Origin of the sequence: Leptotrichia trevisanii DSM 22070 (assembly GCF_000482505.1) — a bacterium.
Taxonomy (GTDB): Bacteria; Fusobacteriota; Fusobacteriia; order Fusobacteriales; family Leptotrichiaceae; genus Leptotrichia; species Leptotrichia trevisanii.
Window position 1 is genome coordinate 122,772 of sequence record NZ_AXVL01000006.1, and the last position, 16,327, is coordinate 139,098.

The 16,327-nt window shown below is 32.7% G+C and carries 6 protein-coding genes; 1 reads left to right on the forward strand and 5 read right to left on the reverse strand.

The annotated features are described in order from the left end of the window. Window positions 1–25 precede the first annotated feature (25 nt). Both K324_RS0102180 and gpmI read right to left on the reverse strand, forming a co-directional pair. On the reverse strand, window positions 26–11,350 hold the full coding sequence (locus tag K324_RS0102180; protein ID WP_026747705.1) for an autotransporter-associated N-terminal domain-containing protein: 11,325 nt from the start codon (window positions 11,348–11,350) through the stop codon (window positions 26–28). A gap of 597 nt (window positions 11,351–11,947) precedes the next feature. Continuing rightward, window positions 11,948–13,483, reverse strand: coding sequence for a 2,3-bisphosphoglycerate-independent phosphoglycerate mutase (gene gpmI, locus K324_RS0102185; RefSeq protein ID WP_026747706.1), 1,536 nt, complete (start codon window positions 13,481–13,483; stop codon window positions 11,948–11,950). A gap of 519 nt (window positions 13,484–14,002) precedes the next feature. On the opposite strand from gpmI, the gene rpsT reads away from it, so the two are divergent. Then, the gene (gene rpsT, locus K324_RS0102190; protein WP_026747707.1) at window positions 14,003–14,269 is read left to right on the forward strand and encodes a 30S ribosomal protein S20; all 267 of its coding nucleotides are present in this window, start codon (window positions 14,003–14,005) and stop codon (window positions 14,267–14,269) included. Window positions 14,270–14,368: 99 nt separating this feature from the next. Here the strand turns inward: rpsT and K324_RS0102195 are convergent, their stop codons facing one another. From K324_RS0102195 to K324_RS0102205, 3 genes are all read right to left on the reverse strand, one after another. After that, entirely contained in the window at window positions 14,369–14,998 is a 630-nt protein-coding gene (locus K324_RS0102195; protein WP_026747708.1) for a hypothetical protein, read from the reverse strand. 15 nt (window positions 14,999–15,013) lie between these two features. Next, complete coding sequence (locus tag K324_RS0102200; protein WP_026747709.1) at window positions 15,014–15,553, reverse strand: flavodoxin family protein; 540 nt, start codon at window positions 15,551–15,553, stop codon at window positions 15,014–15,016. A gap of 79 nt (window positions 15,554–15,632) precedes the next feature. Continuing rightward, the gene (locus tag K324_RS0102205) at window positions 15,633–16,241 is read right to left on the reverse strand and encodes a TetR/AcrR family transcriptional regulator (RefSeq protein WP_026747710.1); all 609 of its coding nucleotides are present in this window, start codon (window positions 16,239–16,241) and stop codon (window positions 15,633–15,635) included. Window positions 16,242–16,327 lie beyond the last annotated feature (86 nt).

The window sequence follows — 16,327 nt, forward strand, 5'->3', positions numbered from 1 at the left end:
TAGTTAAGATTAAAACAGAATAAAATTAGTAAATTACTCTAAATCCGATTCCACCTCTTACATTTTCACCTTTTGTATCATAACCTGCATTTACTGTTACACCAAATCTTGTGTTTTCAATTCCAAGGTTCAAGTCAGCTTTTCCGTTTCCTCGTCTGTCATCCTTTTCACCTCTTATATCAAACCATCCAGCTGTTGTATAACGAACTCTTCCCTGATTGTTTACATCTCCAACTTTTCCCAGTTCATTTTCATAAGCAAGTCCCAATTTAGCAACAAAAGTTGTTCTTACTGCCATTGGCTGTTGATATTTGAATTCTATTCCAACTTCAGGTTTTATTGAATAATAGTCATTTGCTTTTACTTCCAGACGCATTTGCCCAGTATTTTCTTTTATTCCATCAAATTTTCCATATTCAAATTTTAGGCTTCCATATGGCGAAATACTTGTTCTTTCACTTGTTCTAATATTTTTTCTAAGTTCATTTTTTAATCCAAATCCATATGAACGGTATTCAGATTTTGCTTCAAATATATCATCAACAACAAGGAATTTTCTCTTCATTTCACCAGTTCCTACAAATCCTTCCGCTGAAACAGTCCAGTTCAAGTTGTTATTATGATCTTTTCCAAGCGGCATTGATTTAAATATACCTGCTTTTACAATATTCTGATCTTCTTTAGATCTACCTATATCGCTAAAGTCAAATCTATTTCTTACTGCCCCTGCATACCATCCTGTCGATTCTCCAAGTTTAACAGTTTCATTTTCATTCAAATATGCAAATCCGTAGGCTTTATTTTTATAATCAATGATTCCAGCTGTATCTGTCTTATATTCGCCTTTCATTCCAAACGCTTTTATTTTATTTGAATTTTTTGATTTTGTATCCCATTCATTTCTTAAGTATCCAAATTCTTTATTTAATAAATTACCTGTTTCAAAGATTCTTTGCTGTACATTCCCATACTGGTGTCCCATCATTTCGTCAATTGCTTGAGCCAATAATGCTTCTTCGCTATTTCCGATTGTATTTAATTTATTAAATAATTCTTTTTCCCTCGAATCCAGGCTGTTGACATCATATCTCTGTTCCAGCCCATCAGTAAAGTTATATTCATTTGTTTTTCTATCCACAAAGGCTGTATAAGGGATTTTTGTCATAAGTACACGTGAAATTTGCTGTGTAGCTGGATCCACTTCAGGTGTTGCTATCCAAGTTAATGAAGCTGAATACGGAGTAAAGTTAAATATTCCAGAATTTATCTGATTTAAGAACGGCTGCAGTATTTTTTTACCAATAATTACATTTTTAGAATTTGTAAGTACCGAAAATTCTGTTCCGATTAATAAATCACTGTTAATTCCAAGAGAATTTGCCCCATTTATGTTAATTGGACGTGTTCTTCCCAATGTATCCACATACACTCCAAAGTTTGAGAAAGCATAGTTTGTCTGAGGAGTAGTATAATCTAGTGTTTGAACTTGGCTATCATTCAATGTTACACCATTTTTCTGAATTGCAAGCCGTCCATTTGGCAATTGAACAATTCCTACTCCACCGACAGTTTTACTTGGATCTGTTGGTGCATAATAATCTTTTGCTCCATTTCCAGAGGTAATACTTCCAGCTCCAGAGTTCAATGCTGGTAACACATTTCCAGGAGTTGCATTAGCTGCTATTGGTAAATCTCCAGCTGTTCCTTGAGAATTTCCGTCATATCTTACTCCGTAAGATTTGGAACCATTTATGTTAATTTCTCCATAATTTTTAATTATAGATTTATTGGTTGCAGTACCTTTTATCAGCACGCCATAACTGCTGTCCGCATCAATATTTATCTTTCCGTAATTTTCAAGCGTACTTCCATTTAATACGGCTACTCCCACAAGTCCCTGAACATTGCTATTTCCGTGATAAGAACCTGTTGTAGTAATATTTCCTCTATTTACAAATTTTGCTCCATTATTTACAAATACTCCCATCATTGTCTGAATTTTATCAGAAGCTGTTGCTTTTGAAGCATCCAAATATATATTTCCAGAGTTTCTCAATGTTGTTCCCCTATCATCTCCGTACATTCCAATGCTTAAATGTCCTGAAACATAAATATCTCTTTCATTTGAAATGCTTGCTCCGCCTACAGCTGCCATTCCGATTCCATAAACAATGTTATTTGGATCAGATTTGTCAGTTTTCCCAACTTTTATTATTCCTTTATTTACAGCATTAGACGCCCCTGTTACAAAAATTCCCTGATTTCCGATTCCTTGCGACAAGTCAATTGTTCCGTTATTTACAATATTTGCTCCATCTTTTCCATAGATTGCAATAATTTTTCCATTTGTTCCAGATGTAATTGTTGCATTATTTATAACTTTTGAGGCTCCTTCTGTATAAATGAATGTTGCTTCTTTCCCTAAAGTTACATTTGATGAAGCTGAATTTGAATAAACATTTGTTTTATTCATTCCTGGATTTGCCAAAATTACACCGTAAGATTTATCTCCAACAGTAAAGTTTGATGTCGTATCATTAATTGTAACTCCGCTTGTTCCATAAACTCCCACAGGCTCACTATTGGCACCTGTCGCCACATGATTTGCAACATTGACTGTTCCGCCCACATTAACATTTCCACCTTTTTTATACACACCGATAGCCTTGTCTACAACATTAATTACAGAACTTCCTGTAGTTTCCACATTTCCATTTTCACTAAGTGAATAAACTCCAAATGAAGCCTCTCCAACATTTATTGTTCCACTGTTTTTGATATTAATTACTGATCCATTTTGTGCATAAATTCCGACAGTAGAATCATTTTTAACAGAAGTTGCAGTTCTATCCACATTTATTGTTCCACTGTTTTCAAATGTCTGATCCGATGTTCCTTCCAGATACGCCGCAATCGAACGTTTTCCAGTAATATCAATATTTCCGCTATTTACAATCGTCTTTGCCGCACCTGATTTATTTTGTGAAAAAATTCCAACTGAATCATCATTAGAGAATTTCATATCAGCTTTGTTTGTGACATTTGAATTTATTGAAACAATTCCTTTTGCCTTATTAGATACACCTGTTATTTTCTTACCATCTATTGCAGCATTTGAATTATCCACATAAATTCCAGTAGAACCGTTATTTAGAGTCATATTATTCCATCCGCCGAAAGTAGATGTTCCAGCCATATAAATTCCAGTTCCTTTTGAAGATACAACAATGTCATTATTATTCATTTGTGCCTTACTGTTAATAAGGTATAACATTGGCTCAGAAGAAGTTGTCAATGTTCCAGCATTATTATAATTCAACACTGCATTATTTTCCAAGTATGCTAGACTTCCATTATTTGCAAAGTTGTAATTTCCACCATTTACAGTCAATGTCGAATCATTTCCATATAATGCAAATCCTTTATTTCCAACTGTTATATTTCCAGTAGTAGTCAAATTAGTTTTATTTTTTACAAATATTCCAACCGAAGTAGATTCAACACTACCACCAGAATTGAATGTAGAATCTCCAACCGTAATATTTCCACCATTTACAACTGTTGCATTTGAAGCATTTGTAGTTTCCGGCGCAATATAAATTCCTGCCGCTCCTTTTCCTAAAGTGATATTTCCTTCATTTACAACATTTATCACTTTACTGCTTGTAGCCGTATTTTTAGCATAAATTCCGACTGATTTGTCCTTACCGGCTATTTCCCCTTTATTTTCAACCTTATCATATCCAATTGAGTAAATGGCGGAAGATTCATCTCCAATTGTTATTTTAGAATTTGCTGTTGTGGTAATTGTCCCTATATTTACAGTTCCTGCTGGAGCAGCACTATAAACTGGCGTTGTATTTTTATAAATTCCATAAATTCCAGTTGATTTATTTCCTACAAGAATATCTTTCGAGTTAAGCCCTCTTGCTGAATCAAGGTACATCGCCGTACTTGTTTCGGCATTTGACAAATCCAGTTTTCCTTTATTTTCAGCATCATATCCGGCAGTTCCAACCCAACTTAATGAAGGATTGCTGTTACCATCCGCCATAAGCCCGATGATATTCTTAGTTGCAGGTTTTGCCTCAACTGTAACTCCTGTTTGTAAAATAGCTTCTCCATTTATAACGTGTGAAAGTATATTTCCAGTATCCAGTGCATTTCCCGCTGCTACTGTCAAATTTTTTGAAGTTACGGAACTTCCTTCAGTAACCCGTGTTCTTTCCACAGAATGTCCGTTAGTAACCAATGTTCCACCGTTATCATTAATAATGGCTCCCTTTTGCCCAAAAATACCTACTCCATCGCCACCAAATTCAATTTTTGCACCACTTTCAAAATTAATTGTCGCTTTAGTAGTAGCTATCGCTCCAACTCCATTTTTTCCATTTAACTTAATGTCCGCACCACTGTCAATTGTTACAGTTGAAGCCTTCGTTCCATCACCGCCATTTCCAACATAAATACCAGTTCCAGCAGTCCCATTAGCTCCAATGTTCATAGTTCCTGTATATTTTATATGGCTACTATTTTCAGCAAATAATCCAACCCCATTTGATCCTGTCGTAATAGCAGTCGATATTACTTTTGGAGTTCCAGAAGTCCCCTGTCCATCAGTATAAATTCCTATTGCATAAAAATCTTTTAATCCGCCTATTACAGAATCTCCGACTTTTATACCTCGGTTATAAGCTGAAATATCAGCAGTGGCACCTTTCATAAGAAGTCCGATTAATCCATTTCCATTCATTCCATTGACAGTATAATCCAATTTAGAAGTATTTGCGTCTAAAATTCCACCATCAAGATAAATTCCGACTCCATAGCCTTTCACCTTACCGATATTTCCTCCATAAAGAGCTCCTGTATCAGCACTTCCTGTACCTTTCACATAATATGCAACCTGATTTTGAGATGCATTGTTCAAGTCGATTTCCCCTGTTGAAGTATCAGCTTTTGCAGTATCAGACAGATAAACAGCCACAGAAGAATCTGCGTTATTATTTAAGTTTATTTTCCCAACTTTCTGTATATCAGATTTTGGAGTATAAATTCCAACTGTATTTTTTGTATTTTGATTTATTGTTCCTTCATTTTTTACAACTGAATCTGTCAAACTTCCAGGATTTTTTGTAAACATCCCCGTAGAACGTTCAGATTCTATATTAATTACACCATCCGCTGTATTTGTCAAACTAATTTTCTTCCCAGCCGCACTTGCTGAACCAAACATTCCAACTGAATTTTTAGAAGTTGATGTTAAATTTATAGTTCCTGAATTTTCTGCTTTCGCATCATCTTTTGAGAATATTCCTGTTGATTTTTCACCAGATAATTCGATAGTAGCATCTTTTGCGTTTACAACTGCTGTCCCATCATCTACACCGTACACTCCAATTACTGATTCTGCAGTTCCTTTTATCTCTTTTTTATTTGTTACTTTAGCTTTATCAGTTGCAAGCATTCCAGTACCTTTTTTACCTTTTACAGTAACAGTCCCTTTGTTTACACCTTCTGTAATTTTTGATGTCGCTGTATTTTTTCCAGTTGCATAAATTCCTATGCCGCTTTCACCAGTACCTGTAATTTCAATTTCTGCACCTGAATCATTTGTTATTAATGAACCATTTTTTCCATACATTCCAGTTGATTTTTTATTATTTACTATTATTTTGTCTTTATTATTTGCAAGCGAGTTATCTGAAAGCATTCCAACTGATTCTTCTGAATTCACTTTAATTTCTTTTTCGTTATTTGAAACTAAATTATCCCTGTTATTAGTTGCATTTGCCCCAAATATTCCAACTGACTGTTTCATGCTGACATCTATTTCATTTGTATTAGTTATTGTCAATTTCTTAGTTGTCGAATCATCAAGTTCTCCGTAAATTCCTGCACTTTGTACTTGTCCAGACGTTGCACTCAAAATAATTTTACCATTATTTACTATTGTATTATTTTCTGTTGCATCTTTTGTAAACTTACCATAAATTCCTGCTGAAGCTCCTTTATCCACAGTTATTTTACCCGCTGCTGCATTTGTAGTGTTACTATTTTCCAGATAAATTCCAGCCGACTCCTGTTCTTTCATTTCTATATCTTTATTATTAGTCACTTCTGAACCAGATTTACCATAAATTCCTGCTGATTTTTTCCCGTTCATCGTAATTGTTCCGCTGTTGTCAACTGTACTTTTCACTGCTGAAATTCCAATTGATTCTTCCGAATTTACTGTTATTTTCCCAGTAGAACTATTTATAGCCTCTATTTTATTCACACCATTATTAACATTATTTGAAGCAAATATTCCCACAGATTTCAAACTTCCAGCAGCAATATTTATTTCATCATTGTTTTGCAATGTCAATTTATAATCTATACCACCTTCAGTTTCACCATACATTCCAACATTTCTCAAGTCGCTCTGAAGATTTATTTTCCCTTTGTTCAATATTGTATAATCTTTTGTTGCCGCTCTAATTATTGGTGTCGCATTTTTGGTTAATTTACTATACATTGCAGCTGATCCATTATCATTAGAGCCAGAACCTGTTACTGTTATCGTAATAACTCCATTTGCTTCATTTACTGCTCCCGAATTTATTGCATACATTCCAGCCGAATTTTTATGTGAAATATTTATATTTTTATTATTAGTTATTTCAGAATCGTTAATTCCATACATTCCTGCTGAATTTCCATCTTTTACATTTATTACATTATCATTTTGTCCAATAGCATTATCTGTAAAAATTCCAACTGTACTTGCAACATTCAAATCAATTATACCAGTTGTAGCATTATTTACAGCTTTTCCTTTCGTATTTGCATTACCTTGAGCATTTTTTACAAACATTCCTGCTGATTTTTCCTGCCCTACAGTTATTTTGTTCTGATTATCCAATGTTGTAATTCCAGCAGCTCCACTTCCAATTTCAGCATACATTCCTGCCGATTCTGATGAAGAAGGTGTAGCACTTCCTGGTTTCAATTCAATAGTTCCAGTATTTATAATATTACGGGTAACATTATCTGTAATTTTAGCAAAAATTCCTGCTGATTTGTTACCTTCAACATTAATAGTTCCAGCATTTGAAGATGTTGAATTTTCTGCATAAATTCCTGCTGATTTGTCACCTTCCATTGTTACAGTTCCTGCATTGGAAAGCGTTGCCCCATTTTGTCCTAAAAGTCCTGCTGAAGCTCCGCCTTTTACTGTAATCGTACCAGTGCTTGTATTTGCCGCTTTACTATTATCCGCAAGTATTCCCACTGAGGCTGAATCACTCTTTGTATTTTGAAGTAAAATATTTCCTGAATTTTCAATTTCGGATTCATTTTTTCCATAAATTCCTACTGATTTCTTTCCTGCAAGTTGTATCATTCCATTTGGTGTAGCATTGGTAACCTTAGCTTTTTCAGCCATTATTCCTATTACTCCCTCAACTACACCAGAAGTTATATTTCTTTCATTTGTTATTGTTAATGTTCCAGTAGCATTCTTCCCATAAATTCCTACAGAATTTGCCATTTCAACTTGTATTTCCTGCTGATTTGTTACACTTAAAGTACCACTGTCATTAGTTTGTGCATAAATTCCGACACCTTTAGTTTCAGTAGTCCCGCTCATTCCAATATTTATCGCTCCTTGATTTAACACACTGTTACCGTTACTATTGTTAGAAACAGCATAAATTCCTGCTGAACTACCTTTTTTAGCAAGTATTGTTGCACCCGAGTTGTTTGTCACATTACTGTTATCAGCATAAACTCCAGCTGAATCTGTTTCTTCTGTAGTTATCTTCCATTCATTTGTTATTGTTGAATTATTTTTCCCATAAATTCCTGCTGAATTTGTTCCATTTGTTGTTATTATCCCATCTGTTGTTATTGTACCTGTCTTTTTTTTGTTTTTCACTGTACTATTATCAGCAAATATTCCTACTGATTTATTTCCAGAAGTTGTTATCACATTATTATTTGTTAATGTTGAACTTGCTTTTCCATAAATTCCTACAGAGCTTTTATTAGCAGTTGTTATTGTACCTGTATTTGCAATAGTTGAATTATTTAAATAAAAACCTACCGCTTCATCTTTTCCAGTTAATGCAAGGGTTCCAGCATTTGTTATTGTTGAATTTTTTAACCCTGAAACAGTCGTCTTCAAATTTGAAGTTATTGTTTTTCCTGTGTCAATTTTTGCAGTCCCTTTATTCATTACTAAAAATTGGGCACTGTCACTTAAATTACTATATTTAGTTGTAATCGGAATATCTGTGTCTATGTTTAATTTTGAACCTTCATCTCCGTAAAGTATTGCACTGTTATCCCCCATTTTTGTAACAGTTATATTTTGTAATACTTCTTTTGTTCCTGCAAAAGTTGTTCCAGCTCCAGCATAAGCAAGTACAGCTCCATTGTCAAGACTTGCTTCTAACCCATTTACTACAAAAGTATCTTTTAGTTTATCAGGATTAGCAGAGTAAAGCCCTACAGTTTTAGGCCCCAAAGTCAGTTTAGCTCCACTATTAAATGTTGTTACAGAATTACCATCAGAATACACACCTATACCTGTTTTATCCGTAGAACCATTTACTTTAATCTCAGATGAAATAGTTCCTGTTGTTCCTGAGCCAATCGTATAAATACCAACGGCTCCTGCTCCTGCTGTTATCTTTTTACCACTTCCAGTATGTGTAAATTTTGAACCATCCTGAGCATATATTCCAACTGTTCCGGCTGTATTTACTGTTATATTCCCTGTATTGTTGAATGTCAAAGTTTGTGTTGCTGTTGGAGTTGTTCCACTTCCTGTATTTTGTAAAACAACAGCATGGCTTTCTTCTCCAGTTGTTGTTATAGTTCCGCTATTTTCAAATTTACCTTTATTTCCATAAAATCCTAGTGAATTTTTAGCATTTACAGTTATATTTCCAGCATTTGAACCTTCTCCTTTAAGTAAAACATATCCAAGTGATCTATTCCCGTTTACTAGGATATTTCCATCACTTGTAATATCAATTCTTCCTACTTTATTTTCTGTTGTTCCAGCTCCGCCTGTTCTCTTATTTCTAATATAATTATTTCCATCAACTACAGCACCATAATTCTCTTCAGCACCAGAGTCTATTGTAATATTTCCTTTTACAGTTACCGATCCTTCTTTTTGGATTCTAGCTCCAGCACTTTTTGTCGCATATTGTCCTATATTAACATTTCCGTCTAATTCAATTCCGTGTGTTCCAACTATAGTTCCTTTATTTTGTCTTGCATAATCATCATATTCATTCGTATCTACTGGTGTCGTCTGAACTTCTGCATAAACTCCTATCGCTCCATCAACTTTTCCAGTAGTAGCTGTTTTTGTTCCAACTTTTTCATAATTATTATCAGTTAAAGTTGTTGGATTTACTGTACCAATATTTATAACCCCTTGTGATGTATTGTAAACTCCCTGTATATTATGAAGTAATCCAATCCCAATAGAAGTATCACTATTTACATTAATAGTTCCAGAATTTACAATTTTACTTTCAAACTTAGAATCTTTTGTACTTGCAAATTTTCCACCTCTTCCAACTATAGTTCCTGCATCAGAATTAGCTTTATAATTATCATAAGTTACAACTGCTGTTTGTCTTGGGTTTCCTACAGTAGTTATCCCATAACTTCCATAACCATTCAATGTTATTGTTCCACCTACATTAGTCCCCGCCATCATATTCAATCCAGATGTTTTATCATTTAAATCTTGATTTGAATTTTCAGGTTTTAATTGAATACCTGCACTTTCAATCCCAGCTATTACTATTTTCCCTTTATTTATTATTTCATTTCTAGTATTATTACTTGATTTATCATTGTTATTAAATCCAAATCCTACTTGATTTTTTAAAACATTATTTACAGAACCTTTTCCAAATCCAATAATATTTCCATTTTCTCCATTTATAATTTTTATATTTGCAACTTTATCAATATTAGAAAATTCAGAGCCTGTATTTACACTAGTTGATGGAGAGTATCTCGTATGAGTTCCCTGGACATCTATTCCAACTGTTGCATTATTTTTTAAATTTATCGTTCCAGAAAATGTAAACGGTGCATAATTACTATCGTCAACTCCTTCATCTATATCAAAAGCTCTTGTATTTGTTCCAGTTACATTTACTGTTACTTTCTCAAATTTATCAAGATTTTTTACATATCCCCAACTGGAAATCCAATCTCCTGTTGGAAATCCAGTTGCTGCAGGATTTCCATTTGTAGTAACCTCAATTGTTTTATTATTTAAAGTATTGTCATAACTTCGACTATGATATTTACGGCCTGGTTCACTACTTTCTCCCGCTGCTCCTATACTAAAGTTTACCGGATTTACTGCATCAAATTGTGGTGTATTAACAGTTACTGCTTTCGGTTTAGTTACACTTATTGTACTAACTTCTGAAACATTTGGAGCATCAATGTTCAATGGGCTCACAGACGGAGTTGGTGGAGTAATTGACAAAGTTAATTCTGGAGGTGTTATATTTACTCCTATCGTCGGTGCTGACAAATTCATTGAGATAGTCGGTACTGTCACTGTAGGTGGTGTATCGGGTTCCTGTGGATTTGGCACTTCAATTTTTACAGGATTGAGTGTAGGCAGTATAATTGAAGGTGCTGTTATCGGTGTAGTCACACTCAAATTAATCGCAGGACGCACTACTTCCCTTGGCATATCAATTTGTGGATTAATTGCTATTTCCTCTTTTGTAACAGATTTTGGACGTACATTTGCCATTATCTGAATTTCCACTTCCGGTTCCTGAACGTGTAACAATGAAGCCAGCCCATAAGCTCTTGAATCCACATTTGAAGAATTTAATGCCGCTTTCCCAAATCCTTTACGTCTATTTGACAAAATTCCATTATCTGCCCAGTTTCCACGGGTAAAGATTCCATTAAACGGATATTTTGTAGCTTTATCTCCTCTACCTTTGTAAGTTCCGTTGCTATTTGATATAAAAGTATTTGCCCCAAATTGCCATGAAGCCCATTTTGATTTTACAACCTGATCCCCTTGTTCCATTAATTGAACCAATTCTAAATTTAAGTCTTCTATTGCCTCTTCATTCGCTTTTTTCTTTTTCTTAATTGCAGTACGTGTCTTATCAGCCGACATTACCAGCTCCTTGTTCATACGCTCATAAAGAACATTTGAAGATGTGTTCAAACCAATCGAAAACGTTATCATCCCTGTTATCAAATACGAAAACAGCAGTGATTCCGTGTATTTTACATTTTTTGCCCTTTTCGCAAAGGCTTTCAAATCTTTTTTTGCCTGTTTTAAATTGTTACTCATACTTTCTCCTTTTTTACTTTATTTTTCAAAATTAGACAGAAAAACACATAATTTTCTAATTATTTCACTATCTAATTTATCATTTTTAAATTTTTAAATTTTTAAATCTTTATGACTCTGTAATAATTACAATCTAAAATGTTTACATAATTATAGCCAATCAATCTAAAATATTTAATAGTGTATCCAACTTTATTCAAAATCATGCAAAAAATAAGGAAACTATGAATTTGAGCAAAGTTGCATAATAACTTATGAATTTATACTAAAATTATTTTAAAACTGAACTCAAAAATTGTAAATTAAGTCCTAAATTAATATGATTTTGTGTTAAATTAATTTTAAAATATTCAAAGTATATTCCAAAAGTTTTACTATAATAATTTTAAATTGATTGACTTTTTAAATTATATTATTTTAATTTTCAATTATAATTCAAATTTAAATCTAAAATTTGTTTCGTTTTCGTACTATTATAACATTTTTTTATTTCTATTACAACAAAAAAATCTCTCTTTTTATATAAATTTTAGAGAGATTTCTTTAATATTGTTATTTTTTAACTGTATATTACATTATTTTTTGATTATAAGACGTTTATTTTATAATTAATGTACTTCCATCCATTTCAGCCGGTTTTTCCAATCCTAATAAATCAAGCATTGTTGGAGTGATGTCAGCCAATTTTCCGTCTGTTCTCAATTTTGCATCTTTCATATCATTTGTAATGAAGATAAATGGAACTGGATTTACAGTATGTGCTGTGTGAGGTTCTCCAGTTTCAGGATTTACCAATAAATCAGCATTTCCGTGATCCGCAGTAATTAATACCGCACCATCAAGTTCCAGCACTTTCCTTACAATTTGTCCCGTACAATTATCCACAGCTTGACAAGCCTGAATAACAGCATCAACATTTCCTGTATGTCCAACCATATCAGGATTTGCAAAGTTTAATACAACTGTATCAACTTTTCCAGTATTTAACTCTTCAATTAATCTTTCTTTAACTTTGTAAGCACTCATTTCAGGCTGCAAGTCATAAGTTGCAACTTTTGGTGAATCAGACAATAATCTTATTTCCCCTGGATATGGTTCTTCTTTTCCACCGTTGAAGAAGAATGTAACGTGTGCATATTTTTCAGTTTCTGCTGTTCTTACTTGAATCAATCCAGCTTCTGATACCACTTCCCCAAATCCGTTTACAATTGTTTCAGGCGGGAATGCCACTGGTGAACTGAATGTCGCATCATATTGAGCCATTGTAGCAAAGTTCACTTTAGGATAAACTTTTCTTGCAAATCCAGTAAACTCAGGATCAACAAATGTTCTAGTCAACTGTCTAGCTCTATCAGGCCTAAAGTTTGCAAAAATTACACCATCCCCATCTTTAATCAATCCATTGTCTTTTGAACCAATTTTCACAGGTTTTACAAATTCGTCTGTAATTCCTTCTGCATAGGAGTTTCTAATGGCTTCATCAGCAGTAGCAGCCAAGTTTCCGTCTCCAGAAGTCAAGGCATTGTAGGCAAGTTCCACTCTGTCCCAGTTATTATCCCTATCCATTGCATAGTATCTTCCAACAACTGTAGCGATTTTTCCTACACCAAGTTCATCCAACGCTTTTTGCAACTGTGCCAAGTATTCCACTCCACTTTCAGGGGCAGTATCTCTTCCATCCATAATCGCATGAACATAAACTTCTGTAAGGCCTTTTTTCTTAGCCATATCAACTAATCCAATTATATGGTTAATGTGACAATGAACCCCACCATCAGAAGTCAATCCTGTAATATGTAAAGCTTTTCCGTTCGCTTTTGTAGTTTCCATAATATTTGATAACACTTCATTCTCTAAAATTGTACCTTCTTTAATAGCCTTTGAAATTTTTGGCAGCATTTGATAAACTACTCTTCCCGCACCAATATTTGTATGCCCAACTTCTGAATTTCCAAACTGTCCCTCAGGCAGTCCTACAAATTCTCCATCTGCTCTCAATTCAGTATGAGGATACTCTTTAAGATAATTGTTAAAATTAACTGGATGTGCCAATTTCACCCCATCAACTTCATTATCATGATGGTTCATTCCCCATCCATCCAAAATTATTAAAACCACTGGTTTTTTCTTCATAAGCATTCTTCCTTCCATTTTTTTAAATAACTTTCTTTTTCTATATCTATTATACAGATTTTTTAGAAATTTATCAAGGAATTTGAATAAAAAATTTCTCTCTATCTATTTATATATTTTAGTAAAAAAATTTTAGTAAATAAATGTTTTTTCTATAATTTTTATGTTTTTCTTTTTTATAAAGTAAGGAAAATCAATCGCCATTTTAATTCACTTATGAACAATTATTTTCAATTAAAATTATAATTCTTTATTTAATAAGCAAAATTTCGTTAGAAGAAAGTTTTGCGTTAAGCGGGGATGCAAGGGCATGGCGTCTGATGCCCTTGCGTTAAAATAAATTAAAATATAAAGGAAAAAATACTTATTAATCAAAATAACTTTTAACAGAAAACAGAAAAATTTATTCTTTATAGCTTGATTTTTATTGAAAAAAATGATAATATATTGTGTAATTTGCATATATTGAATTATATAGCATTTTATTTCATAAATAAAAATTATTGAAAGGAGAAATAAATGGCACACTCAAAATCATCTAAAAAAAGAGTTTTTATCGGTGAAAGAAATGCAGCTAGAAACCAAGCTATTAGAAGCAGAACTAGAACTTTCGTAAAAAAAGTGCTTACTGCTGTTGAAGCTAAAAATGTCGACGAAGCTAAATCAGCATTACAAGTAGCATATAAAGAATTAGATAAAGCTGTAACAAAAGGTGTTATTAAGAAAAACACTGCATCAAGAAAAAAATCTAGATTAACATTAAAAGTTAATTCATTGGCAAATTAATTTCTTTGCCATTGATTGATTTTAAAAAAATTTTTTTAAGATTAACAAAACAAAAGACTATCCTTCAACCTCTAGATAGTCTTTTTTTATTATATAATTTTAATTACTCTTCCTAAACAATTCTCTTATCCTCAAATTATTTTTTCGTGCTTTCAAAATCCATGAAATTGAACCTTGTAAAAAATATAAACTTCTTAGCCAGTTTGGATTTATATAAATATCTTTTTCACTTTTTAAAGTTAAAATATTGCTGGAAAATTTGGTTAGTGCATTTCCTAAGTTTTTGAGCGGCCCTTGTCCCAGCGTATATTTTTTCAAATATGGCAATAATTCTCCTGCACCTATGCCAATACCTTGCCCCCATTTTGCTTTGACTTTCTCACACCAGTTTTTCATCTGCAAAATTGCCAAACGATTTTGTTTCCCTTCATAAAAACCATTATTAACCACACAGTAAACACTAGTTTCCGGATTTACTACTTTTTCCTTCTCAAGTTCTACAAGTAATTTTAATAAATTGGAAGGGAGGCCATCAACATACAAGGGAAAAAGAAATATTAAAACATCGCTATTATAAATTTCACTTTTAATCTTATCATTTAACTTAAAGGAAATTGAATAATATTTTTTTATTTCATTCTCTTTAAGCAGGGATAAAAGATAATTTCCTAATATTTCAGAATTACTTTTAACTGCTTTTGGACTCCCATTTATTATACTAATTTTCATATCTTATCATTCTCCTTAATTTTCAAAAAAAGAAACCTTAAAATTTTTCACATTCAAATTTATACTGTTAGCCTTTACTATTTCTTTAGCAACTGCCCTTTCGTTTTGCGTCAAATTTTTTCCGTAAAAATAGACATTCAAGCCAAATTTCGTTTTGTTCCGTGTAATATGGTGCATTTCCCTATTTTTAATCTTGAAAAATGGCAGTAAATACGGGATTGTCCTGTCCAACACATTTTTTACGAACGGGCTGTAGGAACCGTAAAAACATTGACTTATAATAATGATTTTTTCCACTTCTGAGTATAATTTTCCCAAACTTTCATATCCATCCCTAATTTTGCACTTCCCTGGTGTTTTAACCCAGCATTCAAAACACCCCATACAACTTTTTATTTTTTTGTTATCACAAATTATGGACACATCTTCGTCAATTATTATTTTATCTTGATTTATACTTTCCTTTATTTTATCTATAATTTTCTCTTCTCTTTCGATTTCACACTTTAATTTTTCTAATTTATTATCAGTTAAATCGTGTATAATTAATTCCATACTGCTCACCTTCCATCGTCAATACTCACATTTATTTTAAAAAACAAATCTCAAACTTGAATAATTTTTAAGTTTAATTTTAAAGAGGGGCTATTATACAAACTGAGCTTATTATTTCTTCCACCTTTTTCTCCCAGCTTTCAGAATAATTTATATTATTTGTAATTACTATCGTTGCTAATCCCTGCACTAACGCCCACATTGCTATAATTTTATCTTGTATGGCCTGATTTGATACGCCTGCCTTTTGCAACACTTTAGTTGCTTCAACTTTTAATATGCTAAAAGCGTTTTGGTTATTATTTTCCGTTTTTGAAAATTCTGACAATAAATCTATTTTTGTATTATTTCTTGAGATTATAAAATGATAATACCTATGATTTTTACAAAAAAACATAACATATGTTTTTCCTAATTTTACCAATAAATCCTCTCTATTTTCATATTTTTTTCTTGTTTTATCCAATTCCATTGCCAATATTTTCCAAATATGATCACTCATCGCATAAAGCAAATCACTTTTTTTCTTAAAATACGTGTAAGGTGCCGCATTGCTTACTCCACACATTTTAGCCAATTCTCGCAGAGATAACTTTTCTTCCCCTACTTCATTTATCACTTCTATCCCCTTTTCAATTAGTTCTTCCCGTAGATTCCCATGATGATAACTCTTTTTAAATTTTTCCATATTTCCCATCCTTCCACTCATCTTATCACTGTAAAGATTATACACCTTAATCTTAACAGTGTCAAGTTTATTTTTAAAATTTTTTT

Coding starts and splice junctions, on each gene's coding strand:
- gpmI (WP_026747706.1), bottom strand. CDS start 13,483: ATGAAGAAAAAACCAGTGGTTTTAATAATTTTGGATGGATGGGGAATG.
- K324_RS0102205 (WP_026747710.1), bottom strand. CDS start 16,241: ATGGAAAAATTTAAAAAGAGTTATCATCATGGGAATCTACGGGAAGAA.
- K324_RS0102180 (WP_026747705.1), bottom strand. CDS start 11,350: ATGAGTAACAATTTAAAACAGGCAAAAAAAGATTTGAAAGCCTTTGCG.
- K324_RS0102195 (WP_026747708.1), bottom strand. CDS start 14,998: ATGAAAATTAGTATAATAAATGGGAGTCCAAAAGCAGTTAAAAGTAAT.
- K324_RS0102200 (WP_026747709.1), bottom strand. CDS start 15,553: ATGGAATTAATTATACACGATTTAACTGATAATAAATTAGAAAAATTA.
- rpsT (WP_026747707.1), top strand. CDS start 14,003: ATGGCACACTCAAAATCATCTAAAAAAAGAGTTTTTATCGGTGAAAGA.